This is a genomic window from Planctomycetota bacterium, assembly GCA_016125255.1.
Lineage (GTDB): Bacteria > Planctomycetota > Phycisphaerae > Phycisphaerales > Zrk34 > RI-421.
The window spans coordinates 289655-313809 of sequence record WGMD01000009.1 but is presented as its reverse complement, the minus strand read 5'-3'; the positions used below and the strand labels follow the sequence as shown (position 1 = coordinate 313809).

30 protein-coding genes, 1 pseudogene and 1 riboswitch are annotated in these 24155 nt (G+C 62.9%); of the genes and pseudogenes, 20 read left to right on the top strand and 11 right to left on the bottom strand.

The annotated features are described in order from the left end of the window. Nucleotides 1–36: 36 nt before the first annotated feature. The 3 genes from GC162_10135 to GC162_10125 are packed head-to-tail and all read left to right on the top strand — an operon-like array spanning nucleotide 37 to nucleotide 2131. Nucleotides 37–1104: an ATP-binding cassette domain-containing protein gene (locus GC162_10135; GenBank protein MBI1368998.1), complete on the top strand. Its 1068-nt coding sequence runs from the start codon at nucleotides 37–39 to the stop codon at nucleotides 1102–1104. Nucleotides 1105–1151: 47 nt separating this feature from the next. Next, nucleotides 1152–1589 (top strand): hypothetical protein, encoded by a 438-nt coding sequence (locus GC162_10130; GenBank protein ID MBI1368997.1) that lies wholly within the window; start codon nucleotides 1152–1154, stop codon nucleotides 1587–1589. Beyond that, entirely contained in the window at nucleotides 1586–2131 is a 546-nt protein-coding gene (locus tag GC162_10125) for a hypothetical protein (protein ID MBI1368996.1), read from the top strand. The genes GC162_10130 and GC162_10125 overlap by 4 nt, the downstream gene beginning before the upstream one ends. Nucleotides 2132–2143: 12 nt before the next feature. On the opposite strand, the gene GC162_10120 is transcribed toward GC162_10125, so the two are convergent. Further along, nucleotides 2144–2401, bottom strand: a complete 258-nt coding sequence (locus GC162_10120; protein MBI1368995.1) for a hypothetical protein — start codon at nucleotides 2399–2401, stop codon at nucleotides 2144–2146. 192 nt (nucleotides 2402–2593) lie between these two features. On the opposite strand from GC162_10120, the gene GC162_10115 reads away from it, so the two are divergent. Both GC162_10115 and GC162_10110 read left to right on the top strand, forming a co-directional pair. Then, nucleotides 2594–2845, top strand: coding sequence for a hypothetical protein (locus tag GC162_10115; GenBank protein ID MBI1368994.1), 252 nt, complete (start codon nucleotides 2594–2596; stop codon nucleotides 2843–2845). 18 nt (nucleotides 2846–2863) lie between these two features. Next, complete coding sequence (locus GC162_10110; GenBank protein ID MBI1368993.1) at nucleotides 2864–3511, top strand: hypothetical protein; 648 nt, start codon at nucleotides 2864–2866, stop codon at nucleotides 3509–3511. A 129-nt stretch (nucleotides 3512–3640) separates the two neighbouring features. Here the strand turns inward: GC162_10110 and GC162_10105 are convergent, their stop codons facing one another. From GC162_10105 to GC162_10085, 5 genes are all read right to left on the bottom strand, one after another. Beyond that, nucleotides 3641–4822: a hypothetical protein gene (locus GC162_10105; GenBank protein MBI1368992.1), complete on the bottom strand. Its 1182-nt coding sequence runs from the start codon at nucleotides 4820–4822 to the stop codon at nucleotides 3641–3643. 34 nt (nucleotides 4823–4856) lie between these two features. Beyond that, nucleotides 4857–5378: a beta-hydroxyacyl-ACP dehydratase gene (locus GC162_10100; protein ID MBI1368991.1), complete on the bottom strand. Its 522-nt coding sequence runs from the start codon at nucleotides 5376–5378 to the stop codon at nucleotides 4857–4859. Between the two features lie 155 nt (nucleotides 5379–5533). Next, nucleotides 5534–5713 (bottom strand): histone H1, encoded by a 180-nt coding sequence (locus GC162_10095; protein ID MBI1368990.1) that lies wholly within the window; start codon nucleotides 5711–5713, stop codon nucleotides 5534–5536. A 102-nt stretch (nucleotides 5714–5815) separates the two neighbouring features. Beyond that, nucleotides 5816–6367, bottom strand: coding sequence for an isochorismatase family protein (locus GC162_10090; GenBank protein MBI1368989.1), 552 nt, complete (start codon nucleotides 6365–6367; stop codon nucleotides 5816–5818). A gap of 39 nt (nucleotides 6368–6406) precedes the next feature. After that, nucleotides 6407–7111, bottom strand: a complete 705-nt coding sequence (locus GC162_10085) for a DUF3467 domain-containing protein (GenBank protein ID MBI1368988.1) — start codon at nucleotides 7109–7111, stop codon at nucleotides 6407–6409. Nucleotides 7112–7257: 146 nt separating this feature from the next. Here GC162_10085 and GC162_10080 point away from each other — a divergent pair, with 146 nt between their 5' ends. From GC162_10080 to GC162_10070, 3 genes are read left to right on the top strand one after another with little or no spacing between them, the layout of a single operon-like run. Beyond that, a complete protein-coding gene (locus tag GC162_10080; protein MBI1368987.1) occupies nucleotides 7258–8574 on the top strand; it encodes a beta-ketoacyl-[acyl-carrier-protein] synthase family protein in 1317 nt (438 codons plus the stop codon). Between the two features lie 5 nt (nucleotides 8575–8579). Next, complete coding sequence (locus tag GC162_10075) at nucleotides 8580–9884, top strand: beta-ketoacyl-ACP synthase II (protein ID MBI1368986.1); 1305 nt, start codon at nucleotides 8580–8582, stop codon at nucleotides 9882–9884. A gap of 1 nt (nucleotide 9885) precedes the next feature. Next, nucleotides 9886–10581, top strand: a complete 696-nt coding sequence (locus GC162_10070) for a hypothetical protein (protein ID MBI1368985.1) — start codon at nucleotides 9886–9888, stop codon at nucleotides 10579–10581. A 91-nt stretch (nucleotides 10582–10672) separates the two neighbouring features. Here GC162_10070 and GC162_10065 read toward each other — a convergent pair whose 3' ends face one another. Further along, the gene (locus GC162_10065) at nucleotides 10673–12055 is read right to left on the bottom strand and encodes an MFS transporter (protein ID MBI1368984.1); all 1383 of its coding nucleotides are present in this window, start codon (nucleotides 12053–12055) and stop codon (nucleotides 10673–10675) included. A 124-nt stretch (nucleotides 12056–12179) separates the two neighbouring features. Continuing rightward, a riboswitch (cobalamin riboswitch) is annotated at nucleotides 12180–12481 on the top strand. On the opposite strand from GC162_10065, the gene GC162_10060 reads away from it, so the two are divergent. From GC162_10060 to GC162_10050, 3 genes are all read left to right on the top strand, one after another. After that, nucleotides 12470–13159, top strand: a complete 690-nt coding sequence (locus tag GC162_10060) for a PEP-CTERM sorting domain-containing protein (GenBank protein MBI1368983.1) — start codon at nucleotides 12470–12472, stop codon at nucleotides 13157–13159. Its footprint overlaps the riboswitch before it by 12 nt. Nucleotides 13160–13167: 8 nt before the next feature. Beyond that, a complete protein-coding gene (locus GC162_10055; protein MBI1368982.1) occupies nucleotides 13168–14022 on the top strand; it encodes a prepilin-type N-terminal cleavage/methylation domain-containing protein in 855 nt (284 codons plus the stop codon). Further along, on the top strand, nucleotides 14012–14392 hold the full coding sequence (locus tag GC162_10050; GenBank protein ID MBI1368981.1) for a hypothetical protein: 381 nt from the start codon (nucleotides 14012–14014) through the stop codon (nucleotides 14390–14392). The genes GC162_10055 and GC162_10050 overlap by 11 nt, the downstream gene beginning before the upstream one ends. Before the next feature lie 36 nt (nucleotides 14393–14428). On the opposite strand, the gene GC162_10045 is transcribed toward GC162_10050, so the two are convergent. Next, nucleotides 14429–14839 (bottom strand): YraN family protein, encoded by a 411-nt coding sequence (locus tag GC162_10045; protein ID MBI1368980.1) that lies wholly within the window; start codon nucleotides 14837–14839, stop codon nucleotides 14429–14431. A 38-nt stretch (nucleotides 14840–14877) separates the two neighbouring features. Here GC162_10045 and GC162_10040 point away from each other — a divergent pair, with 38 nt between their 5' ends. Next, the gene (locus GC162_10040; GenBank protein ID MBI1368979.1) at nucleotides 14878–15642 is read left to right on the top strand and encodes a DUF3887 domain-containing protein; all 765 of its coding nucleotides are present in this window, start codon (nucleotides 14878–14880) and stop codon (nucleotides 15640–15642) included. Between the two features lie 240 nt (nucleotides 15643–15882). On the opposite strand, the gene queA is transcribed toward GC162_10040, so the two are convergent. After that, on the bottom strand, nucleotides 15883–16938 hold the full coding sequence (gene queA / locus GC162_10035) for a tRNA preQ1(34) S-adenosylmethionine ribosyltransferase-isomerase QueA (GenBank protein MBI1368978.1): 1056 nt from the start codon (nucleotides 16936–16938) through the stop codon (nucleotides 15883–15885). Between the two features lie 233 nt (nucleotides 16939–17171). Here queA and GC162_10030 point away from each other — a divergent pair, with 233 nt between their 5' ends. The 4 genes from GC162_10030 to GC162_10015 all read left to right on the top strand — a co-directional run bounded on the left by GC162_10030 (nucleotide 17172) and on the right by GC162_10015 (nucleotide 19109). Next, nucleotides 17172–17612, top strand: coding sequence for a hypothetical protein (locus tag GC162_10030; GenBank protein ID MBI1368977.1), 441 nt, complete (start codon nucleotides 17172–17174; stop codon nucleotides 17610–17612). A 23-nt stretch (nucleotides 17613–17635) separates the two neighbouring features. Continuing rightward, entirely contained in the window at nucleotides 17636–17833 is a 198-nt protein-coding gene (locus tag GC162_10025; GenBank protein ID MBI1368976.1) for a hypothetical protein, read from the top strand. A 181-nt stretch (nucleotides 17834–18014) separates the two neighbouring features. After that, the gene (locus tag GC162_10020; GenBank protein MBI1368975.1) at nucleotides 18015–18875 is read left to right on the top strand and encodes a radical SAM protein; all 861 of its coding nucleotides are present in this window, start codon (nucleotides 18015–18017) and stop codon (nucleotides 18873–18875) included. Nucleotides 18876–18902: 27 nt separating this feature from the next. Then, entirely contained in the window at nucleotides 18903–19109 is a 207-nt protein-coding gene (locus GC162_10015) for a putative motility protein (protein MBI1368974.1), read from the top strand. A 308-nt stretch (nucleotides 19110–19417) separates the two neighbouring features. Here the strand turns inward: GC162_10015 and GC162_10010 are convergent, their stop codons facing one another. Next, nucleotides 19418–20515 (bottom strand): hypothetical protein, encoded by a 1098-nt coding sequence (locus GC162_10010; GenBank protein ID MBI1368973.1) that lies wholly within the window; start codon nucleotides 20513–20515, stop codon nucleotides 19418–19420. On the opposite strand from GC162_10010, the gene GC162_10005 reads away from it, so the two are divergent. Then, on the top strand, nucleotides 19751–21352 hold the full coding sequence (locus GC162_10005) for a hypothetical protein (GenBank protein MBI1368972.1): 1602 nt from the start codon (nucleotides 19751–19753) through the stop codon (nucleotides 21350–21352). The genes GC162_10010 and GC162_10005 overlap by 765 nt on opposite strands. Nucleotides 21353–21460: 108 nt before the next feature. Here GC162_10005 and GC162_10000 read toward each other — a convergent pair whose 3' ends face one another. Continuing rightward, nucleotides 21461–22156: a hypothetical protein gene (locus GC162_10000; protein ID MBI1368971.1), complete on the bottom strand. Its 696-nt coding sequence runs from the start codon at nucleotides 22154–22156 to the stop codon at nucleotides 21461–21463. 220 nt (nucleotides 22157–22376) lie between these two features. Here GC162_10000 and GC162_09995 point away from each other — a divergent pair, with 220 nt between their 5' ends. The 3 genes and pseudogenes from GC162_09995 (at nucleotide 22377) to GC162_09985 (ending at nucleotide 24151) form a co-directional block, all read left to right on the top strand. Beyond that, a complete protein-coding gene (locus tag GC162_09995) occupies nucleotides 22377–22823 on the top strand; it encodes a hypothetical protein (protein ID MBI1368970.1) in 447 nt (148 codons plus the stop codon). A 170-nt stretch (nucleotides 22824–22993) separates the two neighbouring features. After that, nucleotides 22994–23092, top strand: a pseudogene (locus GC162_09990) (transposase). Nucleotides 23093–23443: 351 nt separating this feature from the next. After that, complete coding sequence (locus tag GC162_09985; protein ID MBI1368969.1) at nucleotides 23444–24151, top strand: hypothetical protein; 708 nt, start codon at nucleotides 23444–23446, stop codon at nucleotides 24149–24151. The last annotated feature ends 4 nt before the right edge of the window (nucleotides 24152–24155 follow it).

Sequence of the window (24155 nt, the reverse complement as noted above, 5' to 3'; positions counted from 1 at the left end):
TGACATGGGGGGCGGTCAAGGTATGCTGGTATGCTTATGGTAGGCATCACGCTGACGAATCTGACCAAGCGTTTCGCGGGCACGATGGCGGTGGACAACGTCAACCTCCGCATCGAGCCGGGCGAATTGTTTTTTCTGCTCGGCCCGTCCGGCTGCGGGAAGACGACGCTGATGCGCCAGATCGCGGGGCTGATTGATCCGTCGTCGGGCACGATTCTGTTCGGCGACCGCGATGTGACCCATCTGCCGACGAGCAAGCGTAACACGGCGCTGGTGTTTCAGGGTTATGCGCTCTGGCCGCACATGACGGTGTGGCAGAATGTGGCGTTCGGGCTGGAAGTGCGCAAGGTCGCGCCGGACGAGAAGGCGCGGCGTGTCACGGAGGCGCTGCGCGTGACGCGCATGAGCCAGTTCGCGGACCGGCGGCCGATGCAGATGTCCGGCGGGCAGCAGCAGCGCGTGGCGCTGGCGCGGGCGCTGGTGGTCAATCCCGATGTGCTTTTGCTGGACGAGCCCTTGTCGAACCTCGATGCGAAGCTGCGGCTGGAGATGCGCAGCGAGATTCGGCGCATCTGCACCGAAACGAAAATCACCAGCGTGTACGTCACGCACGATCAGGAGGAAGCGCTGAGCATCGCCGACCGCATCGCGGTGCTGCGCGACGGCAGGATTGCGCAGGTCGGCACGCCGATGGAGGTCTACGCCCGGCCTCGGAGCCGATTCGTCGCCGACTTCCTCGGCAAGGCGAATTTCATTCCGGCGGTCGTCGCCGGTCGTGACAATGGGCAGTTGAAGCTCGACAGCGCGGCGGGCACGCTCAAGTCGGCCGTCTTCCCCGATAACGCCCCCGCGGGCGGCAACGTCACCTGCTGCGTCCGCCCGGAGTCGATCCGCATTCTCCGCAACGGCGAAACCGGAGCGAACACGATCGCCTGTCGTCACGTACAGACGGTTTTCCTCGGCCATCTCGCCCAGCACGAGTTCAGAACGGAGGACGGGCTGGTGCTGACGACCGAGGAACTGAAACCGATGGATCGGCGGTGGTCGGAGGCGCCGCTGCGTCTGGCGTTCGACGCGGAGGATCTGGTCGTGCTCACGGACTGAGTCCTTCGTTTTCCGTTTGTGCATCCGAAGTCTCAAGGGGTTCGATCATGGTCTACGTCGATCTGGCCGCCCGGTTCCTTCATCTGCTTTCGATGGCGGCGCTCATCGGCGGCACGCTGTTCATGCTCGCAGCGATGCTGCCGGCGATGAAGCTCCTCGACGATTCGCTCAAGCAGTCGATCATCGCCCTCGCCCGCAAGCGCTTCATGCGCATCGCGCACCCGGCGATTGCGCTATTGATCCTCACGGGCGCGTGGCAGTGGTATCGCAATGTCGAAATCTACCGCGCGTCCAACAAGGCGCTGCAGGGCGTTCTGGGCATGAAGGTGCTCATCGCGATGGTGATCTTCGGCCTGATCTTCGCGGGGGCGTTCGGCGTGCTCAAGGGCTGCCCGCGCAAGTGGGCGAAGATCACGCTCGCGCTGGCGATCGTCGTCGTGATTCTCGCGGCGGTGGTGCGGGCGATGCGCCTGGGTCAGATGTGAGCGACAAGCCGCCGATTCCGCTCGGGCAATGGCTCATCCGCCGAAGGCGACGGCAATGGATCACCGGCGGAATCGCCATACTGCTGATTGCCGGCGTGCTCATCACACGCACCCTTCAATCGTCAATTTCGCAGATCACACGCGAGCACGCTCTGCTGCGCATTGAATCCATCGATGATTCGGCCGGCTTTTTGCTTTGCGCCTCCCCGCACGGGGACGACAAGGAACATCACATTCATCTGCTCGGCGTCGACTCCGTCACACTGCGGGCCCCCGCCACGCTCGACCGACTCCGCCGCGAGCTGGCCGATCAGCGCGTCCGCGTGTCGCACGATGCGACGACGCACGCGGCGGATCAGGCGTATGTGTATCTGGAGGACGGACGGATGATCAACGAATGGGTCATCGAAGAAGGATGGGCCCGGGCCGACGCAACATCATCGCACGCGCTGACCCAATGGTTCGGCCGGCTCGAAGGCCAGGCCCGACGTCATGAGCGCGGCATCTGGCAACAAAAAGCGCCGGCGGACGCGACGCCCTGAAACGCACGGCAATCACCGATCGTACGGATTGCTTTGCTTGGCTTTGGCCTTGTCGGATTCGTTGCCGATGATGTAGCCCCCGCCGGCTCCCGCGCCGGCGCCGATCAGGGCGCCCTCGGCGGTGTGCCCGCTCTGGTGTCCGACGATCGCGCCGATGCCCGCCCCCGCCGCGCTGCCGACGAGCGCGCCGGTCTTGGCGTCGTTATCACATCCGCCGACGACGGCCAGGGCCAGCACAACCGGCGTGCAGAAAAACAATGAGCATTTCATGAGGACGCCTCCAATCGGAAGGATTGTCAACCTTCCTGATTATACGTGGCCCGGCGAACCGGGGTTCGAAGCGGTTCGTCACGAGGCATCGACGGGTTTTAGGACGTTGCCGCGAGGTTTGGCCAAAGCATGGGGAGGTTCTATACTTGACGCACTCGCCCGGTTCGCCGGACGCCCACTGGAGTCGCACACGTGATCTACCGATCCAATTCACAGTCGCCATGGGAGGATCGGCGGCAGCGGATGATCGACGAGACGAGTGCGTTTCTGACGTGGGCGCTCAAGTATGACCTGCCTCTACCGCAGATTCCGACGCGTCAGGTCAGCGAAGGCGGATTCGGCCAGATGATGAAGAATTCGGGCGCCCGGGCGGCGGCGACCCACTGGTGGCTCCGGGCGGTGCACCTCACCGGTGCGATCTACAATCAATTCTCCGGTCAATGACCGGATCGACGAGGCCTGTTGACGATGGCGATTGAAGCGCATGTGAATCCGACCTGGGCTTGGAAGTGGGTGATTATGGCGGTGTTCACGCTGGTGTTCGGGGCGTGGTGCATCTACGACGCGGTCGTGCGTTATCCGACGCACAATCTCAAGGTCGCCGCGTTCGCCCATTTTCAGAAGAAGGAGGAGCCGCCGCTCTTTGACGCCACGGGCGGGCCCAACGGCTGGGCCTTCGACGAGACGAAGCTCAACTACGACGGCTTCGCCGACTACCCGGCGTTCGCCGCCGCGCAGGGCTGGTCCGACGCCGCCCCCGGCGCGCCGCACAGCGACAGCGATATCTTCATTCAATGGGTTCAATTGGGCATCTGCCTTTCGATCGGCCTGGGCGCGCTGACGTGGGTCACGATCCACAAGGGCACCAAGCTCGTCGCCGATGACGATACGCTCATCGCCTCCAACGGCAAGCGCATCCCCTTCAGCACCATCACGAGCATCGACAAGAAGAAGTGGGACTCCAAGGGCATCGCCGTCGTGCACTACCACACGCCCGAAGGCTCCGAAGCCACCACGCGCATCGACGACTGGGTCTACCGCGACGGCGACCTGGTGCTCGAACAGGTCGAACGTATGACCGGCCTGGGCACCGAACTGCCCGGTGACTGACCCCCGCAAGCGAAGCCATTTGCCCCAAAATACCCGCGATTTTTGCGGGTTTTTTCATCTTAAGTTATTTAGCATTTAGCCTAAATGCGATATATAAACAATGCCGGTCGTCGATGCGGCGGCGGTCGTTCAGTTCGCGTCGGTGTCGGTGTCGGTGTCGATCGAGGTGATGTTGCGATCGGAGGCGCCCTGCTCGCTGCATGCGTCGACGGCGTCGGCGAGCGTGGCTTCGGTCAGCGTTTCGACGGGCAGAAAACGCCCGGTGCGGTGCGGGTTGGCGATCGACCATGCGGCGAAGCTCGCGCGGTCGACGTCGATGGCGTCAAACGAAAGGGTGCGCGCCGCTTCGAGCACCGCGGCAAGGCGCTCGTCGCGGTTTTTCGGCGTGATCTCGCCCAGCGGCGTGATGTGCTGCGGCGTAAGAGTGAACATGTTCACCCGCCCCTTGCGCGAGCCGGGTTGAAGCGATACGAAACGAAACGCCTCCAGCGGCCGCAGCTTCGCGCACGCGGCGCTGTCCGCGAAGCTCGCCAGTTCGAGCCGCGCCTTGTGCTTCTGAGCCGCTTCGTAGCGGCGCTCCCCCGCCGCCGCCCGCATCGCCTGCTCCGCTTCGCTTCGCCAATCAGCGCGCGGCCCGGTCACGAAGCGCACCGCCGCCGCGAGTTGCTCGCGGTAGGCCGCCATCGTGACGGACCCATCGCACGGCGCCGGGCACTTGCCCATCTGCTTGTACGCGCACGCCGTCGCATGCGGCTCCTGCACAAGCAGCGGATACTCGCGGCATAAATCGAAAAGGTCCTCGAGCATCTGCACGTACCGCCGGGCCGCCGCCGTCGTCGCGAACGGCCCGAAGCACATCGCCGGTTTGCCCAGCGGGCGATCGACGCTGACGAAGCGCGGGTGGGCCTCGGTCGGATCGATGGCGATCCACATCGCCCGCCATCGCCGAATCAGCTTCCGGTACGTGCGCGGATACATCGTGCGCACGTTTTCGAGGTAGACCCACTGCCCCTCGAACCGGCTGAACACGGGGCGATAGCGCACGCGCCGCGTGATCGCCCGGTAATCGACCTTGCGCGTCGGCTCGTCCGCCGCCGGTGCGCCGAGCCGATGCACCAGCGCCGCGCGCAGGTTCGTCATCGTCGAAAGCAGAATCGGCCGCCCCGCGCCGTCTTCGAGCACGAAGCACGCCGGTTTGGCCGGAAGGGTAAGCCGCCAATCCTCGACCTGAGCCGCCGGGTCGAAGTCGAACGACGCATCGAGCAGCGGAAAGTCTGAGGATTCGCTGGTGATGGTGGGGTCGCTGGTCATGCTGACGCCTGAAAGCTGACCGCAGAGACCTGACTCAAATCGGCATGCCCGTGATCGTCGCTTCGAAGACGAGGGTGCCGTCGACGACGCCCTGCGCGTCGCAGATGAAGCGGCGGGGCTTGAACTGATTTTCCCGGCCGAGGATCAGCAGGCGCTGACCGGGCGTGACCTGCGAGCGGAACTTGACGTTGTCCGCCGCCACGAACCCGACGAATCCGAGGTCGGGCTTGATGCGTTTCATCATGTACGCGGCGAGCTGTGCGGCGGCTTCGATCATGATGACCCCCGGCAAAAGCGGCCGGCCTGGGATGTGACCGGGAACCCAGAATTCGTCCGCCCGCACATCCTTGTACCCGATGCCCGACTTGCGGTCGGCCGATTCCCACAGAATGCCGTCCAGATGCCGCATGTCCCCGCGCTGGGGATTGACCGCCTCGATCTCGGCGGGGCCGGCGATCGGGTGGGTCAGGTCAATCGTGCTCAGATCAACGATAAAAGTAGGCGGCATGCCGGGCGATCCCTGTACCGGAGCTGCGGGCGATGGCGGTCGCCGCATGGACGCACCGCATTCCTGCTGCGCCGCCGAACCCCCGCGGGCGGTGCAGCCAACATCGTTAAACAATACCCTCACCCTGTTCAATGACAGTTCGGAGGTCCGAAGCCCCGGCGTCGGCCGCTCCGCCGCACCGGGCCCCCGGAATAAAGTCAGGTTCAGCCCTGACTCGAGTCCCGCATTTCCAGGACTTTCACGCGGACCGCCTGAGCCGCCGCCTTGATGTCCTGCATGGATTTACGCACGCGGGTCCCGGCCGCCTTGTTGCCGCCCTCGGCCTTGGCGATGTCTTCCGCGGCCGCCTCCACGAGCGCCTTGAGCTGTTCGTATTCTTGCATTGCTGTCTCCAGTGACAATATGAGTCCTTGAACGAGTGACCAGTTAACCCTATTTTCACCCGCTCCGCAACTCCCCCACCTTGTCCTGCCGCTCAAAAACGACTATCGCACAATCGGCAGCACGCTCCGGAACCGATCCGTCCCTGCTTCGTGCACCATCTCAAGCAGCGCCATCTCCACACTGACCGGCAGCACATGGGCCGTGTTCATCCGCGCCAATCCCGCCTGATGATCGCCCACACGGCGTGAACCGATCGCATCCGTCGCCACGGCCGCGACATACCCCGCCGCCGCCAGGTCCAGCGCCGTCTGCATCACGCAGACATGCGTCTCGATCCCGCAAATCAGCACCGTCCAGCGATTCAGCTCCGACACATGTTTCCGCACCGGCTCGATCCACGCCGAGAACTTCATCTTCGCCTCGATCGGCGTCCCGCGCGGCAGCGCTTCGGCGATCGCCCCCACCGTCGGGCCCAGCTTCTGAGGATTCTGCTCCGTCACGATGATCGGCAGTTTCAGGGCCGCGCACCCGGCGATGAGCTTCGCCGCCGACGCGACGACCGATTCGCCGCCGTCGATCTGCGGCAGAAGGCGCTCCTGAAAGTCGACGACCAGCAGAACGGTCTGCTCGAGTTTGAGGCGTGGGATCGGCATGAGGGGTCACTCCCTGATCGGCCGGTGGCGGGCGGTCCATCACTGCGGGTCATCGCCGCGGTCTTCGTCAGATGGGTCATCCGCATCGGGCGCCGCCGGGGGCGCTTCCGGGGGTGCGTCCGGGGGCGCTTCCTGCGATGCGGGCGGCGCGGCGGGGCGGTGCTGCTGCACTTCTGCGAGCTTGCGGAGGTACTGCTCATGCGAGCGGGTGAGCGTTTCGAGCAGCCGGGGCAACTGCGGGACGGACATGAACACGCGCGCCGCGACGGTGGAGCGCGGATAGAAATTGGCGATGAAGTCGAAGCAGAATTCGCTGGCGGAGTGCGTGATGAGCACGGTGTTGGCGTAATGTCCGACGGCCACTTCGTCGACGAGCTTGAGCTGGCCGTAGATTTCCTCCACGCTCGGCACGGGCGTGCCGGGGGCCGGCTTGGGCAGGGCCGGCGGCGGACCGTAGCGCCGCGTGTAGATGCCGATGTTCTGTTTCAGAGCGCCGATGAGTCCGCTGAAGATCGACAAGGGGAGCACGACGCGGACGGCGATCTGCTGCGGGCGCGTGACGGACTGAAGGAAGTCGATGACGAATTCGTGCTGGCCATTGATGACCAGCGCCCCGCTGGCGAAGGTGCCGCGTGCGACGGACTCGGGGACGCGTGCGGAGACCTGCTGATGCTGCACGCGCTGGGTCATCTGCCCCGAGTCGTCGAGGGGCTGGGGCCGAAACTCTTCGGGCATGTCGTTCATGACCGCTTACGGTAGCGTCCAAGCCCGCGCTGTTCCAGCGTGGGGCGTCGGCGCGTAACCGCAACTGGCCAGCGCTCATCAACCGGCGTACACTGGCATCTTCAAACGGCCCGGCCCCGTCGGGCGACTATCGAGGATCAAACGACATGCCGCCACGCGTGGTGATCACCGGACTTGGAAGCGTCAGCGGGCTGGGCATCGGCGCCGCCGCCATGTGGGAAGCCGTCTGCAACGGCCGCTCCGCCCTGGCGACCATCTGCGCCTTCGACCCCGCCGGTTTCGACGTCCGCATCGGCTCCGAAGTCCGCGAATTCAAGGTCAACGACTACGTCCCAAAGAGCTACCGCAAGGCCACGAAAGTCATGGCCCGCGACATCTCCCTCGCCGTCGCCGCCGCTGATCGGGCCGTGCGCGATGCGAATCTCATGACCCCCGGCATCGACCCCGAGCAGCCCCGCTCGTATCCCGGTAATCGCACCGGCTGTCACATCGGGGCCGGCCTCATCGCCGCCGAAATCAACGAGCTGGGCGACGCGGCCCACCAATCCGTCGGCGAGGACGGCGAGTTCGATCTGCACAAGTGGGGCTCGGAGGGCATGACGCACCTCACCCCGCTCTGGCTCCTCAAGTACCTGCCCAACATGCTCGCCTGTCACGTCACGATCATTCACGACGCACAGGGCCCGTCCAACACGATCACCTGCTCCGAAGCGTCGAGCGGTCTGAGCATCGGCGAGTCGATGCGCGTCATCCAGCGCGGCAACGCCGACATGTGCTTCTGCGGCGGGGCCGAGAGCAAGATCAATCCGATGACCTTCTACCGTCAATATCTGACGGGTCATCTGACCAAGACCGGCAATGACCGCCCCGCCGCCGCCGTGCGACCCTTCGACCAGACGGCCGACGGGTCCGTGCCTGGCGAAGGCGGGAGCATTCTGGTGCTCGAATCGCGCGAGACGGCCGACAAGCGCGGCGCCCGCGTTTACGCTCAGCTTGTCGGCTTCGGCGCATCGCATACGATCCACCCCGAAGGCGGCGGACTCGTCCCCGATCCCGCCGGCAAGGGCATCGCCGCCGCGATCAAGAGCGCCCTCCGCGATGCGCACCTCACGCCCGCCGACATCGATCTGATCATCCCCTTCGGCTCCGCCATTCCCGCGTTCGATCAGGCCGAGGCCGCCGCCATGAAGAGCGTCTTCGGCGATCGCCTCGCCGACATCCCCCTCTGGTCCAGCGCCCCGTACGTCGGCAACATCGGCGCGGGCAACGGGGGCATGAACGCCGCCGTCGCCGCCATGGCGCTGGCCGAGCAGACCATCCCCGCCCGCCTCAACTGCGACACGCCCGTCGACGGCCTCAACGCCAAGTCCGCCGCCGCGGCCAAGGCCGACCTCCGTCACGTACTCGTCTTCACCAGCAGCTTGGGCGGTCAGAACGTCGCCCTCATCCTCAGCCGCGCTTAATCGCCATGACTACATCGAATAAAACACGCATTGTCATCACCGGCATCGGATGGGTCACGCCGCTCGGCCATGACATCGAGACCGTCTGGTCCGCCCTGCTCGCCGGCAAAAGCGGCATCAGCGCCACCGAGCGCTTCGACGCGACGACCTTCCCCACGCGCTTTTCCGCACAGGTCAAAAACTACGATTTTACGAAGTTCGTCCAGCACCCCGAGCATCACGCCCGGGCCGGGCTCAATACGCGCTTCGCCCTCGGGGCGGCCCGGCAGGCATGGACCGGCGCGAAGCTCGATCAATGCGGCGACCTGGATCTGGATCGCGTGGGCATCTACCTCGGGTCCGGCGAAGGCACGCTCGACTTCGACAACTACATCGGGTGCATCGTGCACGGGTGGGACGAGGAAAAGCGCGCGATCGACCCCGTCAAGTGGGCGGGTCAGGCGAAGGCGAAGCTGGACATGTGGCGCGAGTTCGAGCAGGAATCGAACATGACGTTAAGCCATATCGCGATGGAGCTGGGCGCGAGCGGGCCGGCGTACAACTGCCTGACCGCCTGTGCCGCCAGCACGCAGGCGATCGGCGAAGCGAGCGAAATTCTCCGCCGCGGCGACGCGGACGTGATGGTCAGCGGCGGGGCGCATTCGATGATTCATCCCCTGGGCGTGACCGGCTTCAATCGCCTCACCGCCCTCTCGACGCGCAATGACACGTGTCTGACGGCCTCGCGCCCGTTCAACCGCACGCGCGACGGATTCGTCCTCGGCGAGGGCTCGGGCATGGTCGTCCTCGAAACGCTCGAACATGCGAAAAAGCGTCACGCCCCCATCCTCGCCGAACTCGTCGGCTACGGCTCCAGCGCCGACGCCTATCGCATCACGGACATCCATCCCGAAGGGCGCGGCCCGATCGGGTCCATGCGCGGCGCCCTCGCGCAGGCCGGCGTCGAACTCGCCGACATCGACTACATCTCCGCGCACGGCACCGGCACCAGCGAAAACGACTCGATCGAAACCCGGGCCGTTAAAGCCGTCTTCGGCGACATCGCCAGGCAGATTCCCGTCAGCTCGATCAAGAGCATGATGGGCCACCTGATCGCCGCCGCCGGCGCGGTGGAGCTGATCACCTGCATCCTCGCCATGCGCGACGGCAAAATCCCCCCGACGATCAACCTCGACGATCCCGATCCCGAACTCGACCTGGACTACGTGCCCAACCATGCGCGCGATCAGCAGGTCGACGTCGCCCTCTCCAACAGTTTCGGCTTCGGCGGTCAGAACGACACGGTGATCATCCGGCGGTTTGAAAATTGAGATGAACGACAAAGCCGTCACACCCTCCGCACCGAAGCCCCGCCGGTGGCGGCGGCGGGTGTTGCCGGCGATTGTCATTCTGGTGGTTTTGCCGCTGGTTTTCGTATATTTCACGCTGTCGGCGCGGCCGGGGTATTGGCGGGTCGTCGATGTCACGGAAGCGGGGCATGAGCACAATGCGCAGCAGTTTGAGCAGGGCTTGAGCAGCGAGACGACGCGCGTGCGGCCGGCGGGCGCGCGGTGGGAATTGCCGCTCAATGAACAGCAGGTCAACGACTGGCTCGCCGTGCGCCTGCCGCAGTGGCTTGTCAATCAGAACGTCGATCCCAAGCTCATCGGCGCGCTGCATCATGCGATGATGCACACCGACCCGAACACGAACACGCTCGAGTTCGCGGCGCAGCCGGCGATGATCACCGTCGGCCCGCTGCATCCGATCGTGCGGCTGCATGTGTCGATCATTCGTCAGCCCGACGAACCGCTCGCCCTCAAGCTCACCGGCGTCTGGCTCGGCCGATTCCCCATCGCGCTCGACACGCTCGCCGCCCGCGTGCCGGGCCAGTTCAAAATCGACGAACCCCTGCCGTTGATTCTGCCGCTCAAGGACGGGCGCGAAGTCGCCGTGATGGACGCGACGTTCGTCGACGGCGGCGTGATGCTCACCTGTGAAACCCGTCGCGCGATGCACAAAAAATAACCGCGTGCATTTGGCACGCGGCTATTTCAATACACCTCGCCCATCCGGGCGCATTGGACGGAGGGACTCAAGTCCCCCCCGCCTCGGAAAATCAGGGAAGTTCCTCGGCGGCGAGCGCGTTGTTCATCGACTCGGTGTTCGACGCGTCGGTCTTGTCGTAGTTGGACATCTTGTCCCAGAATCCGATGAAGAAGATCACCGCGATGACGCCGGCCATCCCGGCCGGGAGCCACCAGAACTCCGCCCACTGTTTCATCGCCGTCGAAATCAGATCGGGGCTGATGCCCAGCGCTTTCAGGTCCGACACCTTGAACATGTTCATCATCGACTGCACGAATGTTTCGTCGACCGGCGGGCGGGCCTTGTCGATGGCGGCGGTCAGCTCGCCGTATTTTTCGACGGTGCCGAGTTTGGCGAAGCAGACCCAGTAGCCGAAGTACATGCCGACCCCCTGCGTGAAGAACACGAGCATGCTCTGCGCCTGCCCGCGGATGTCTTTCGCCGCGACTTTGTCGGTGTACATGAACCCGGTGACGAAGAAGAAGTCGTAGCATACGCCGTGCAGCGCGACGGCGATGTAGATCATCCAGATGACCTGATCGGGAGCGGCGAGTGCGTAAAGCCCATAGCGAATGACCCAGGCGAGCATGCCCAGCAGGATCATGTATTTGACGCCCAACCGGCGGAAGAAGAACGGAATGAGCAGCATGAAGATGATCTCGGACATCTGCCCGATGGTCATCGTCGACGCCGGGGCGACGAAGCCCGTGTTGTGCAGGTAGTTGGAGGTCAGTCCGTAGTAGTAGGCGAGGGGAATGCAGATGAGCGTCGAGCAGGCGATGAACACGAAGAAGGCGGGCTTGGCCAGCAGCTTCAGCGCATCGACCATCAGAAGCGCGCGGATGTCGAACGGCTTGCCGCGCGCCGGGGGCGGCGTGTGCGGGAGCGTGAAGCTGTACACGCCCAGCACGAGCGACGACGCGGCGGCGAGGATGAGAATCTTAAAGTCCGACGACCAGCCGGCGAACCCGACGACGAGCCCGGCGGCGATCCAACCGATCGTGCCCCAGACGCGAATCTTCGGAAAGTCGTTCTGGTCGGTGATGTTCGTGAAGGCAATCGTGTTGGAGAGGCCGAGGGTCGGCATGTAGCAGAGCATGTGTCCGATGAAGAGCCAGACCATCATCTCGCCGTCGCCCGCTTTGGCGTATCCGTAGGCGAGGTACATCAGGACGCCGCCGATGAGGAACAGCACGCCCATGACGCGCTCGGACGAGAAGAGTCGGTCGGCGATGAGTCCGAGGAAAAGCGGCGCGATGATGGCGGCGATCGGTGCGGAGCCGTAGGACCCGCCGCCGAATTTTTCCGCCATGCCCGCCGCGCCCAGCGCCTGCCCGAGCGTGGCGAACCACGCGCCCCATACGAAAAACTGGATGAACATCATCACGCTCAGGCGAGTGGTCACACCATTCATGCAGAGTCCTCGATATCGGGATGCAAGCCGTAACAGAAAGGTTGGCGGGTCGTTACAAGGTATCAGACGCGTTCGACAATTCAAGCTTGATCGCTGCGGTTGACGCGGGACCCCCGGAAGGGGTATAAGCACACTCGCAATCGGTGCTGCTGCGAATCGCTGATTCAACGCGGCTCAATAGGGAAGTGGGGTGCGGAGAAGCTGTCAGGCGTCAGCCATCAGCGGTCAGCAAAATGCTGAAAGCTGAGACCTGAATGCTGAGAGCTTCTTCCAACTCCCCCGCGGACGCGCCGCCGTGAAAGGCCTCCCGAATCGTCGGGAATGCGTCCGGTCAATCAAGCCACTGTTCGCCCTCGGGCGAATGGGAAGGTGACCGGACGAAACGGGCCTCAAGCCGGAAGACCTGCCTGTTGCATGATTCATGTGTCCTCGCGGTATGGGACGCATCGGGCAACGGCAGCCGTCTTTTTTGACCCACAGACGCCAAGCCACCCGGTACTCGCCGCGAGGACCGGGTGTTTTTTTTGTCTGTGGGTCGCTTCGCCCGGCGCGCAACCGGGCAAGGAGTCTGCCATGTTTGTCCGCGTCTCTCTTCTCGCGTGTGTCATGTTCGTCATGACCGGTCTCGCTTCCCTCGCCTCCGCCGCCATCATCCCGATCGGCTCCGGCGAGAACACCGCCTACGTCGTCGTCAACTTCGCCGACGGAGCCGACTATCGCTTCGACGTCTCCTTCACCGGGTCCGTCACGGGCCTGGACCTCTTCGACCTCATCGAAGCGAGCACCACCCTCACCACCGATCGTCAGACCTTCGACTTCGGCGCCGGCCCCGTCGTCTTCATCGACGGCATCCACTTCGACGGACACGACAATTCCGGCTTCGGCGGCGGGGAAAACTACTGGCACTACTTCACGCGCGACGCCGCGATCGATCCGTGGGCCGTCTCCTTCGATGCGGTCAATCAGCGTGTCGCAGGCGATGATTCGTGGGACGGATGGGTGTACGGGTCGGCGAGCGAACCGTTCGTGACAAGCATTCCCGAACCGGCGTCGATGATCTCCTTCGCACTGGTCATGGGCGCCCTCGTCACACGTCGCCGATGAGGTCAGCGATGATCCACGACACGTCATCCCATTTAGCGGCGGGGCTTGCCCCGCGCGGCGCATCGACTCATCCGCGGCGGGGGGACTTAAGTCCCCCCGCCGCGCCGAGCGCGCGATACGCCTTCACCCTGATCGAACTCCTCTCCGTCATCGCCATCATCGCCGCGCTGATCGGCATCCTCATGCCTTCGCTCTCCAGCGCCCGCGAAGTGGCGCGCGGCGGAAAATGCCTGGCGAACCTGCATGCGATCGGCACCGCCGGCGCCATGTATCAGCGCGACTACGGCGGGGCATTCTGGCCGACCGTGCGCTTCGACTATCCGACCGCCGGCAAAAAGACCTACTTCTGGGGCACCGTCGGCGACCCGCCCGACCCGACGCACAGTTGGCTCCTCAATTACACCAATGACACGCTCGCCATCTTCGACTGCCCCGCGCTCAAATGGGGCACGTACATCCCGCAGGCCGGCATGAAAGCGCCGACGACGACGTATGGCTACAACGCGTGGTGCCTCGACCCCGCCTTCTGGGGACGCACCAACGCCGCCGGTCGACCGATGAGCTACAAGCGCGATCTCGATCTGCGTCGCCCCTCCGACCTGTTCGTCTTCGCCGACTCGGGCTTGTCATGGTCGCCCGGCGGCATCGTCATCTTTCAGAACAGCACCTCCCTCGACCCCGTGACTTTCCCCTGGGGTCCCAACACGACCGCGACGAATCACTTCCGCCATCGCGATCAGACCAACGCGCTTCTCGCCGACAATCACGCCGCCGCGTTCGATCCCGATGGCGGCTCCTTCACCCAGCCCGATCAGAAGCTTGGCTTCGTCGGTGCCGAAAACACACCTCACTATGATCAATAACCGCGCCGCCATCCTGCTGCATCTTCCGCTCATGACCGTCGTCCTCGCCGGCTGCGGCAACGACTTCGCTCGCTCGGACCTCGGCCCCGATTCGCCGCGCGGCCGCGAAGTCACCGCCATCATCGAACAACTTCGCTCTGCCGACGCCGCCCACTTCGATCAATTCACCGCCGACGCCTTGACCCCCGCGCAGAACAAGGCTGTCCAACTCATGCTCAACACCCTCGCCCGATCCCCCGACGCCCGGCTCACCAGCTTCGAGCGCTTCGGCGACAACGTCTACCGCGCCGGCTTCGACGTCAACCAACGCACCCTGTACGCCCTCCTCATCGACAAAAACAACCACCTCCTCTTCGCCGGCCCCAACTGACCCCGTTTGGCGGCGGGGCAACGCCCCGCGCTTTCTTCACAACATCGACTCAAACGCATTGACATGATGCGTCACCCGCACCGGCTTCTTCGCGCCTTCGGGCCACACCACGCCCACCACATCAAAACGCACCACGTGATCCTCGAGCTGATGCGTCCGCACCAACTGTCCCGCCAGCGCCGAGAGCTTCCGCTGCTTGTGGCGATCGACGTGCACCTCCGGCGGCGGGTCCTCCGACGTCGTCGTCTTCACCTCGACGATGACCAGCACGCGCTCCCTGCCCCGCCGCACGATCAGATCGATTTCGCCCAGGCGCGTCCGCACATTGCGTCCGACGATTTTGTATCCCGCCTTGCGAAGCGTCTTTGCCGCCGCGCGCTCGCCGCGCGCGCCCAGCCGGTCGCGCTTTTGCCGATAATCACGCCATATTTGCAACCACCGACGCATCAGCGATACCATACCACAACCCCCGCCCCCGGACGTTCATGCAACGCACCGCGGGCCGCCATCGATGGAGGATCACCCTGTCACGAGTCGCTGAAGTCATTCTGGTGTTTTTGCTGGTGGTGGTGACGCTGGGGCTGGCGCTTCAGTGGCAGAACCAGCAGATGTTGCGGGAAGTGTTGAGCCAGTTGCGATCGGAGTCGCGGAAGGTGACGCTCACCGAGCCGACCGTGACGCTCACGCCGGGCAAGCCGGCTGTTAAACCCGCCGCGATGGACAAGCCGGACAAACCGGCGATGACCGCTCCGCCGTTGGAGCCGGTGACGACCGCGCCGGAGGTGGCCGCCGCGCCGTCGTCGACGCCCGACCGCGCGACGGTCGAACCCGCCAAGCCCGACGCCGCGCCGACCGAGCCGACCGCCGCGACGACGACTTCGCCGACGAAGCCCGACGCCGCCCCGGCCCCTGTGAACCCGGAGGATGAAAAAGCATGGACGACGTTCGGGCCGACTGTCGAGCAGTTCGTGCAGCAGCTCATGAACGGCGACTATGACGCCGTCGTCAAACGCTTCAACGCCCACATGGCCGCGAACCTCACCAAGAGCCAGCTCGCCGCCATCATCGACCCCATCCGCCAGCAGCACGGCTCGTTCAAGGCCCTGACCCGGCACGCCGTCGAATCCGACAACCTCCCCCCCGAAATGCACGTCTTCAACGTCGGCGTCGAACTCAACGACGGTCACGCCCTCACGCTGACCATCACTCTCGACGACAAACAGCGCGTCACGGGATTGTTGATGAAGTAGTGATGGGGTGATGGGGTGAAATCAAAATCCCCCCAAGGACCGGATATCTTCAGTTTCTAGTTTCTAGTTTCTAGTTTCTGGTTTCTGGTTTCTGGTTTGTGGTTTGTGGTTTGTGGTTTGTGGTTTGTGGTTTGTGGTTTGTGGTTTGTGGTTTGTGGTTTGTGATTTTCACCTAAGCTGATCCGCTGCTTTTTCGGTTTTACATCACCACTTCACCGTATCACCACATCACCAAATCCATCACACGATCAGCATCGCGTCGCCGTAACTGTAAAATCGGTACCTTCGCGCGATCGCTTCGGCGTAGAGGGCCTTGAGGCGATCGAGCCCGGTCAGCGCGGCGACGAGGGCGAGGAGCGTGCTGCGCGGCAGATGAAAGTTCGTCATCAGCGCATCGGTGTAGCGGAAGGCGAAGCCGGGCGAAATCAGGAGGCGCGTCGCGGCGCTGTAGTCTTGCGTGGGGTCCAGTTCCGGGGGCGGGGGGAGACTTTCGAGCGTGCGGACGGTGGTGGTGCCGACGGCGACGATGCGCCGGCGGTCGGCTCGTGCGGCGGCGAGTTCGGCGAGCGTGGCGGCGGGGACGGTGAAGCGCTCTTCGTGCATGTCGTGAGCTTCGAGCGTGTCGGTGCGAACGGGGGCGAACGTGCCCAGCCCGACATGCAGGGTCACCGGCGCGATCCGCACGCCCATCGCCCGCAGGTCCGCCAGCAGCGCCTCGGTGAAGTGCAGCCCCGCCGTCGGCGCGGCGACCGCGCCGTGCTGCCGAGCGTACACCGTCTGATAGCGCTGCCGATCGAGCGCGTCGAAGCGGGTTTCATCGCCTTCGCGCTGTGCCCGGATGTACGGCGGCAATGGCATGCGGCCCACCCGATCGAGGAGCGCCGCCGTGTCAAGCTCGCTGTGTCGCGCCGCGTTCCATGATCCATCCTCGCGCTGCGTGATCAGCTCCAGTTCCCCCGCACCGGCGAGGTCGAGCCGTTCGCCCGGCCCAAGTTTCCCGCCGCTTTTGAGCAGCACGTGCCACATCTGATCATCGCGCGTTTCGACGAACAGCCCCTCGACTTTCCCGCCGGTCCTGACCCGCACCGCGTCGAACCGGGCGGGCAGCACCTTCGTGTCATTGATGACCAGCAGGTCGCCGGGCCGCATCAGCGCCGGCAAATCCGCCACCACACGATGCGACATCGCGCCTCCGCCCCGTTCGTAAACCAACAACCTCGCCGCATCGCGCCGATCCGCCGGCGTGCGGGCGATCAATTCCGGGGGCAGTTCGTAGTCCAGTTCGTCGATGCGCATCAACCGATGATCGACGCAATGTGGCGTGGGGTCAACACGCCCGCGCAATCGGATGCTTCTCTTCCCTGCCTTCCATTAACCAATAGCAAATGCCCAATGACGAATAGCAAATGCATTGGTTAATAGTCATTGAGCATTTGTTATTGGTTAACCGAAGAACAATGGCTCCGCCGCCTCCGAGCCGCTGCCGTTCATCTTCTTTTGGCACGCCCTTCGCTCTATCTCCCTGTGCCATGTTCATCGGACGACCTCCCATTCGCCTGCCGGGGAACCTGACGATCGCACACGTGAAGCGCGATCGTCAGTTCCCCGTGCAGGCCGGTCCGTGTCATGGCCATTGCGAATCGTCGTACATGCTCAGCTCGTATCGCCGTCGGTACGTTCCCGCGGCGATCCGCTGCCTGTATACCGAAGCTCATCTGGCCGCCCGTCAGCGCTGTCTGGATTTCCGTCCGCCGTGTAACTCGGTGGATGACCTGCGCCCCGCCCTCTGGCCGTATCGTTTTCCTGACGCCCGGACCCCGGAAGAGGCCGACGTGAACTGTGACGCATCGCAGGACGTAGAACCTTACGTCCCGCACAGGATCCCCGATCCGAACAATCCGCGCTTTGCACAAAAGTCGTACAATCCGCCAGCCGATGCTATCGACAGACTCGTGGATGTGTACGCCTGATGACAATCGCAAAGGAGCGCCCCGTGGATCAGAATCCGATTCACCAAACCGTGCGTGAGATTCACGCCATGTCCCGCGGGCAATGCATCGACGCCCTGACCCACTTCCGCGATATTCCCCTCGACTTTGACGAGTCCTTCCTGAGCCAGATGAGTCTGGAGCGCCTGCGGCATGTGCTGCTCGCCGCCGTGCTGACGGTGCACCGGCGGCGGAGCGCGTGAGCCCGGCCTTTGCCTTTCCGCCTTGCATTGACCATTGACAATTGCCTGATGCCTAATGACCAATGCATTGGTCATTAGGCATCAGGCATTTATCATTGGCCATATCGGCATCTGCGTTAGAGGCCGCTCCCATTCACGCGCGTATAATCTCCTCCCGATGACCGATCCGCGCCCCCTTTCCCTGAAACAGCATTACGCCGCCCATCCCCGGAAATGGCGGGAGTTTTCGTATGTTTACCCGGTGATCTCGCGGCGCAGCGGCGGGCTTTCCATCGGCGTGAACCTCAACATCGACAAGGTCTGCAACTGGGACTGCGTGTACTGTCAGGTCGATCGCAGCGTCCCCCCGCCGCGCATGGACGTCGACCTCGACGCCCTGATGAGCGAGCTGGACTGGCTCGTCGGTTACGCCGCCAGCGGGGCGATCTGGGACGATGTGCAGTTCGCCGATGTGCCGGCCGATCTTCGCCGCATCAACGACATCGCCTTCTCCGGCGACGGCGAGCCGACGACGTATCCGCGCTTCGATGAAGCGTGCGAACAGGCCGCAGCGATCAAGGCCAGGCACCATCTCGATGCCGTGAAGCTGATCGTGCTTTCCAACATGACCATGGCGCACCGCCCCGCCGTGCAGCGCGGCTTCGCCGTCCTCGATCAAAACAACGGCGAAATCTGGGCCAAGCTCGAAGCCGGCACGCAGGCGTACTACGAACTTGTCGATCGCTCGGCCGTGAAGCTCGATCGCATCGTCAGCAACATCCTCGACGCCGGCCGCCTCCGCCCGATCGTCATCCAGTCCATGTTCATGAAACTCCGCGGCGAGCCGATCCCCGATGCGGAATTCAACACCTACCTCGACCGGCTCGCCCATCTCGTGGCGCACGGCTGTCAGATCAAGCTCGTGCAGCTTTACACCATCGCCCGTCAGACCGCCGAGTCGTATGCGACGCCCCTTTCCGATGCGCAGCTCGACGCCCTCGCGGCCCGGCTCCACGCCCGACTCCCCCAGCTCCCCGCTCAGACGTTCTACGGAGTGGAGTAAATCCGCCCGATGACCGATATCATCGTCATGAGCGATCTCGCTTCGCAAATCACCGGCCTCTCCAACGCGCAGCTCGGCACGCAGATTCAGTTCGCCGTGGCGTCGAAGGTGCTTGACGCCGCCAAGTCGCAGGGACAGGCCGCCCTCGCCCTTCTCGATCAGGCCGCCCAGGTCCAGCAGTCGCTTCAGGATGGCCATCCCTATCTCGGCGCCAACGTCAACGTCCGGGCGTGACCGCCTTTCTGATTCGCTTGCCTGTGAATCGTGCTTGTGCACGCGGCGGGGTATCGCCCGCGCGATGGGCGCAAAAAATAACCGATCGAGACACGATGATGGTGAGAAAAGAAGTATGAGATGATAACGGAATGCGCGTGTGTCGATCGGTCGGCAGTCTTTTGCCATTTTTCGGAGTGGAAGTCCGGCGGTCCGCGGCACCTCCTTGGGGGGATCCCGTCTGTCCAACAACATGATTACCCCCCGCACCGCTCACGTCAAGCCGGGGGGACCCCAATTTTGGATTTGGCAAAGGTTCGACGGGTCCCTCAGTTGCCCGCCACCGACGCCGCCCGCGTCAGATAGGACGCCAACGTCTCGTTTTCCAGCAGATTCGTGAACGCCAGGCCCATGCTCACCGGCCCGACCGGGTCCTTGTCGCACATGCGAACCACGCGCCCCGCCGCATGAATCACGCACGCATCACGCCCCGGCAGCGTCACTTCCACATCGACCGCCTCCCCCGTCTTCAGCGCCGAGTCCAACTCAAACCGCATCCCCCCCGCCGAAATGTCGTAGGCGTGGCCCGACAGCGAATAGCGCGAACGCCCCGATCGACGCACCCGCAATCCGGCATAACCGGCCGCAAGCGCCTGACGCGGATGACGACGCTGCTCGATCGAACTCGACGACGAAGTGGATCGGGTCATGTGATACCTCCCTCTCCCCCATCGGCCCGGCGGCGTAACGACTTTAACGACCGCAGCGAACGGGAGGATTGGGAAAAGTACGTAGACAGGAGTGTGGAGTGGAGGGGGAATGCGGTATTGGGAGCGGAGGGGGAATGCGGAGCGGGGAGTGCGGGGTGCGGAATAAAAGACAGGCCGGCCCACACTGCCTTTCCACTCCGCACTCCCAACTCCCAACTCCCAACACTCCTCCGCAACCCCCCTCTCCCGCACCGGTATAATTCCAACATGAACCCCACCTCCCTTCCGGTCCGCGTCCTTCCGTGTCTGATGCTCGCCTTCGCCGCCGCGCTCGCGCCCGCCGCTCGCACCGTCGAGCCCTACATGCGCGTCGTCGAGACTCCCGAAGGCGCCAGCCAGCTTCAGATCGCCGTCCGTAAATTCGTCCCGCGCACCGGTGACGGTCCGGCCATCTACCTCGCCGCCGTCATTCACATCGGCGAGCCCGACTACTACCACACCTTGCAGAAGCAGCTTGACGGGTCGGAGCTGGTGCTCTTTGAAGGCGTGGGCTGGCCGCTCTTCGCCGACCATACGCCCGCCGCGGATGACGAACTCGCCGAGCGCACCGAGACGGGCATCCGTTTCGTCGCCACCCTGCTGGAGCGCTACCGCAAAACCGCCGGCGCCTACCCCGCCACGCTCGGCCTCCTCGAACAAGCCACCCGCCAACATCATCGCCGCGCCGCCGACTTCCTCACCATGGCGCGCAATGACAACTGGGGACGCCCGCTCGTCTACAAACTCGACGGCGACACCTTCACCCTCACCAGTCTCGGCTCCGACGGCAAGGAAGGTGGCGACGGACCCGCGGCCGACCTGTCCTTCGCCGATCAGCCCCCGCTCGATGACGATGAGCTTTCCGACGCTGCCGGCCTTCAAACCGATCTCGCTCATGCGCTGGGCCTCACCTTCCAGCTCGACGAAATCGACTACACCCGCGCCAACTTCCGCAACTCCGACATCCCCATGGCCACCATCCGCGAATCCTTCTCCAACTCGCGCGAAGGCAACGCACAGATGAATCAGCTCGTCGGACTCCTCAACGGAACCAGCATGCTCGCCGGGTTCGTCAAGTTCGGCCTGAACCTCATCGCCTCCAGCCCCAAACTTCAATCCATGACCCGCCTCACCCTCATCGAAGTCTTCGGCCAGCTCAACGGCGATCTGTCCCGCATGAAGGGCCTGCCCCCGGGCATGGAGACGCTCTTCAAGAAAATCATCCAGGACCGCAACAAGATCGTCCTCCGCGATCTCGACGACGCCCTGCACGCCGAGCATGCCCCCAAGTCGATTACGGTCTTCTACGGTGCCGGTCACATGGCCGACCTCGAACCGCGCCTCCGCAAAGCGTTTCACTACAAGCCCGCCGAGGACACCTGGTACCCCGCCCTCACCGAAAACCCCGCCGCCGCCGGCCTCACCGACGCCGACGTCCAAATGATCCGCGGCATGGTCAAACTCCAGATGATGCAAATGCAAGGCGAACCGCCTGCGGGCAACAAAGAAAAATAAGAAGCCGCGCGTCGCGCCATCGTAGGGCAGGATTCATCCTGCCATTCCAACGACACCGTGTCGCCGGCAGGAGGCAGGATGGATCCTGCCCTGCGAATCTTTAACAGTTCAATGATTTGCCTGATTGGAAGATGCGTCGGGTTGACCGAGCAAGTTTGAATCGGCAATCGCCCGTGCCTTGACGTAGGCCTCATGCACGAGCCCCTGATGGATGGTTTGATTGACGCGATCGTCGAGGAGCGCCGCCGTTTTGTCATGTCCTTCGATGTCGATCAGCGCTTTGACGCAAAGTTCGAGGCGCATGTCGGGATGTGATGGCGCATCGGCAATTCGCAATTCGGACGGTCGAACGTCGCTGCCGATTTGCTGCACGAGATACTCGGTCGCCGGGTGGCCGATTTCGATGAGCGCCCGCATCGCCGGATAGCGTCGCTCCCATTCGTTGCCATCCAGCGGCTCGACTTCGTAGTCGATCACGCGAGACAGCGTCGCAATCGCGGCCGTCAGCTTCATACGCCCGAGCATGTCGATGGCGATCCGCTTGCTGCTGTTGATGCGCCGATGCAACTCCTCTTTCGACGGATTCGGATCGTCCTTCTGCGAATCGATCATCGCCAACAACCCGGCCACCATCTGCTCGTGCATCCGCAAAAGTTCATTACGAGCCTCGAATCGCGCCTTCGCATCCTCCGACTTGAGAAGCGCGAGTTGCTGATCCACCGGCGCGTTTTCATCCGCCCGCGCCGCCCCCGCGAAAATCATCATCGCCAGAGTGATCGCCGCGCAAATGGATCTCAGATTCATGGCAGATGCCTCCCAGCCAAACGATTCGTGATGTGGATGACATTCAGAACGTACTGACCACCGCGACGACGACCATCAGGGCAGCCAGGACCATATAGGCGAGGACCCAGACGACGACGGGATTCTCGCGGGCGAACTTGAGGATTTTCTGATAGGCGCTCATGGTCGGCACATTGTTCGTGAATCAGTGGGATAAATCAAACGGCGGGCGGCGAAAGCGATGCAGCTCCGACGTAGGTTCGGGCCAGCCCGGACACTTTTTGCGAATCACCTACGGTATACTGTTCGCGTGGATTACCGTCGCAACTTTCAACCGGGCGGGACTTTCTTTTTCACGCTTGTCACCTATCGCCGCCGCCGGCTTTTTGATCACGATGCGGCTCGCGATCTGTTGCGGGAGATTGTTGGGAAGGTGAAGGCGGAGCATCCGTTTCGCATGGTGGCGTGGGTTGTTTTGCCGGACCATCTGCACATGATCTGGACGCTGCCGCCGGGGGATGCGGATTTTTCATCGCGATGGTCGACGATCAAGGGCCGATTCACGCGCCGCTGGCTTGGGTCCGGCGGCTTGAACTTCCCGTATCCTCCGGCAAGAAACACGACCAGCGTCGGGGCGTCTGGCAGCCGAAGTTTTTTGAACACACGATCCGAGATGAGGAGGACCTGATCGCGCACGTCGAATATGTCCACTAGAGCGGTTTGAATAAATGTGTAGCCACGCATCCTAACGAGCCGCGCGCGTCAGCAAGCGGTCGAGCCCGCGTCCAATCACGTTCCTTGACCGCTCCCTCACGGTCGCGGCTCGTTGGGAACGCGATTTGATTTGTGAAACCGCTCTATAATCCGGTGAAACATGGTTACGTGCCTTGCCCGAAAGATTGGCCCCATTCGAGCTTCGGCGAATATGTCCGACGCGGAGATTATCCGTTGGGCTGGTGTTGTCAGGGCGGTCAGGATCGGCGCGAGCCGCGCGTTGAGTTGTCGTACGAGGGATTTGAATAGCGTGTCCGGGCAGGCCCGGACACGATAGCCATGAAGATTCACGATGCGAATGAAATGTCCATCGCCAATCGACGGCCCGACCTATCATGTATACGGGTTCGTCAATTGTGTCCGGGCTGGCCCGGACCTACAAAACTGCGATACGCCATGAGAAGTGATTTGGTACATGTTCGACTTGCCCGGCGTTCAATTTGTCGTGTCAACGCGGTGAGAACCTCATTGGCTATGATTGTGATCGCTCTATTTTGTCTCGGATGTCGCTCTACGACGAGCAACGCGATAGTCATGCAAAGAATTTCTAATAACCATTACGACAGGTTATTGCCGGACCTTGATCATGGCAACGAACAAGTGCGAAAAATGCTAGCTGATCGCAAAGCAATGACTCACCTTCCGCTCAAGAATGGTGGTCAATTTGAAATTGCACCAGATTCTTTTCCTTGGAAATGGGTTGCAATGAAGTATGGTGGTGATGGATATCCAAATATCATCTTTTGGAATGGCAAGCAAGTCAACACATTTAATGGCGCAAAGTCGCGTTCACCAAACAAAGGACGACCGGGGATTGTCTGGGTATCAGCTTATTATCTGGATGCCGACAATCAAGAAATCGTTGTATCGGGAGAAGAGTTGTGGTACAATTTAGTTTTTGAATTTCACAATATGCAATGGTACGACAAAGACGATGAATTGGTACGAAAAGCAAGGTATGGGTTGATTTCAAGAAACAATTTTATCCGATCAGTGGCGCTCTGTGAGTATTATGCCTTGATGGAAACTGTTACATTTTATCAGGTTGATTGGAAACCTTGGGCCGAGGCAAATGGCATATACACAGATTCGAGCATCTGGAGAATTGAAAGCCCTAAAACCTTTGATGAATTTTATCAGTTACACGCTGCGGCCCACGACGGTTATCCTGAAGCGTTCTATGGTCCCGTATATGACAACCTTAGGAAATCCGGCCCTGCCGGAACGGGGCAATCCAAGTGATGTA

Bases quoted from the DNA above. Each gene is read 5' to 3' on its own strand.
- GC162_10135 (MBI1368998.1), top strand. From the start codon at position 37: ATGGTAGGCATCACGCTGACGAATCTGACCAAGCGTTTCGCGGGCACG.
- GC162_10130 (MBI1368997.1), top strand. From the start codon at position 1,152: ATGGTCTACGTCGATCTGGCCGCCCGGTTCCTTCATCTGCTTTCGATG.
- GC162_10120 (MBI1368995.1), bottom strand. From the start codon at position 2,401: ATGAAATGCTCATTGTTTTTCTGCACGCCGGTTGTGCTGGCCCTGGCC.
- GC162_10105 (MBI1368992.1), bottom strand. From the start codon at position 4,822: ATGACCAGCGACCCCACCATCACCAGCGAATCCTCAGACTTTCCGCTG.
- GC162_10100 (MBI1368991.1), bottom strand. From the start codon at position 5,378: ATGCGGCGACCGCCATCGCCCGCAGCTCCGGTACAGGGATCGCCCGGC.
- GC162_10095 (MBI1368990.1), bottom strand. From the start codon at position 5,713: ATGCAAGAATACGAACAGCTCAAGGCGCTCGTGGAGGCGGCCGCGGAA.
- GC162_10090 (MBI1368989.1), bottom strand. From the start codon at position 6,367: ATGCCGATCCCACGCCTCAAACTCGAGCAGACCGTTCTGCTGGTCGTC.
- GC162_10085 (MBI1368988.1), bottom strand. From the start codon at position 7,111: ATGAACGACATGCCCGAAGAGTTTCGGCCCCAGCCCCTCGACGACTCG.
- GC162_10080 (MBI1368987.1), top strand. From the start codon at position 7,258: ATGCCGCCACGCGTGGTGATCACCGGACTTGGAAGCGTCAGCGGGCTG.
- GC162_10075 (MBI1368986.1), top strand. From the start codon at position 8,580: ATGACTACATCGAATAAAACACGCATTGTCATCACCGGCATCGGATGG.
- GC162_10070 (MBI1368985.1), top strand. From the start codon at position 9,886: ATGAACGACAAAGCCGTCACACCCTCCGCACCGAAGCCCCGCCGGTGG.
- GC162_10065 (MBI1368984.1), bottom strand. From the start codon at position 12,055: ATGAATGGTGTGACCACTCGCCTGAGCGTGATGATGTTCATCCAGTTT.
- GC162_10060 (MBI1368983.1), top strand. From the start codon at position 12,470: ATGATTCATGTGTCCTCGCGGTATGGGACGCATCGGGCAACGGCAGCC.
- GC162_10055 (MBI1368982.1), top strand. From the start codon at position 13,168: ATGATCCACGACACGTCATCCCATTTAGCGGCGGGGCTTGCCCCGCGC.
- GC162_10050 (MBI1368981.1), top strand. From the start codon at position 14,012: ATGATCAATAACCGCGCCGCCATCCTGCTGCATCTTCCGCTCATGACC.
- GC162_10045 (MBI1368980.1), bottom strand. From the start codon at position 14,839: ATGCGTCGGTGGTTGCAAATATGGCGTGATTATCGGCAAAAGCGCGAC.
- GC162_10040 (MBI1368979.1), top strand. From the start codon at position 14,878: ATGCAACGCACCGCGGGCCGCCATCGATGGAGGATCACCCTGTCACGA.
- queA (MBI1368978.1), bottom strand. From the start codon at position 16,938: ATGCGCATCGACGAACTGGACTACGAACTGCCCCCGGAATTGATCGCC.
- GC162_10030 (MBI1368977.1), top strand. From the start codon at position 17,172: ATGTTCATCGGACGACCTCCCATTCGCCTGCCGGGGAACCTGACGATC.
- GC162_10015 (MBI1368974.1), top strand. From the start codon at position 18,903: ATGAGCGATCTCGCTTCGCAAATCACCGGCCTCTCCAACGCGCAGCTC.
- GC162_10005 (MBI1368972.1), top strand. From the start codon at position 19,751: ATGACGACGCTGCTCGATCGAACTCGACGACGAAGTGGATCGGGTCAT.
- GC162_10010 (MBI1368973.1), bottom strand. From the start codon at position 20,515: ATGATGTTGGCGGGTGGCTTGTTCGAGGAGGCCGAGCGTGGCGGGGTA.
- GC162_10000 (MBI1368971.1), bottom strand. From the start codon at position 22,156: ATGAATCTGAGATCCATTTGCGCGGCGATCACTCTGGCGATGATGATT.
- GC162_09995 (MBI1368970.1), top strand. From the start codon at position 22,377: ATGCAGCTCCGACGTAGGTTCGGGCCAGCCCGGACACTTTTTGCGAAT.
- GC162_09985 (MBI1368969.1), top strand. From the start codon at position 23,444: ATGCAAAGAATTTCTAATAACCATTACGACAGGTTATTGCCGGACCTT.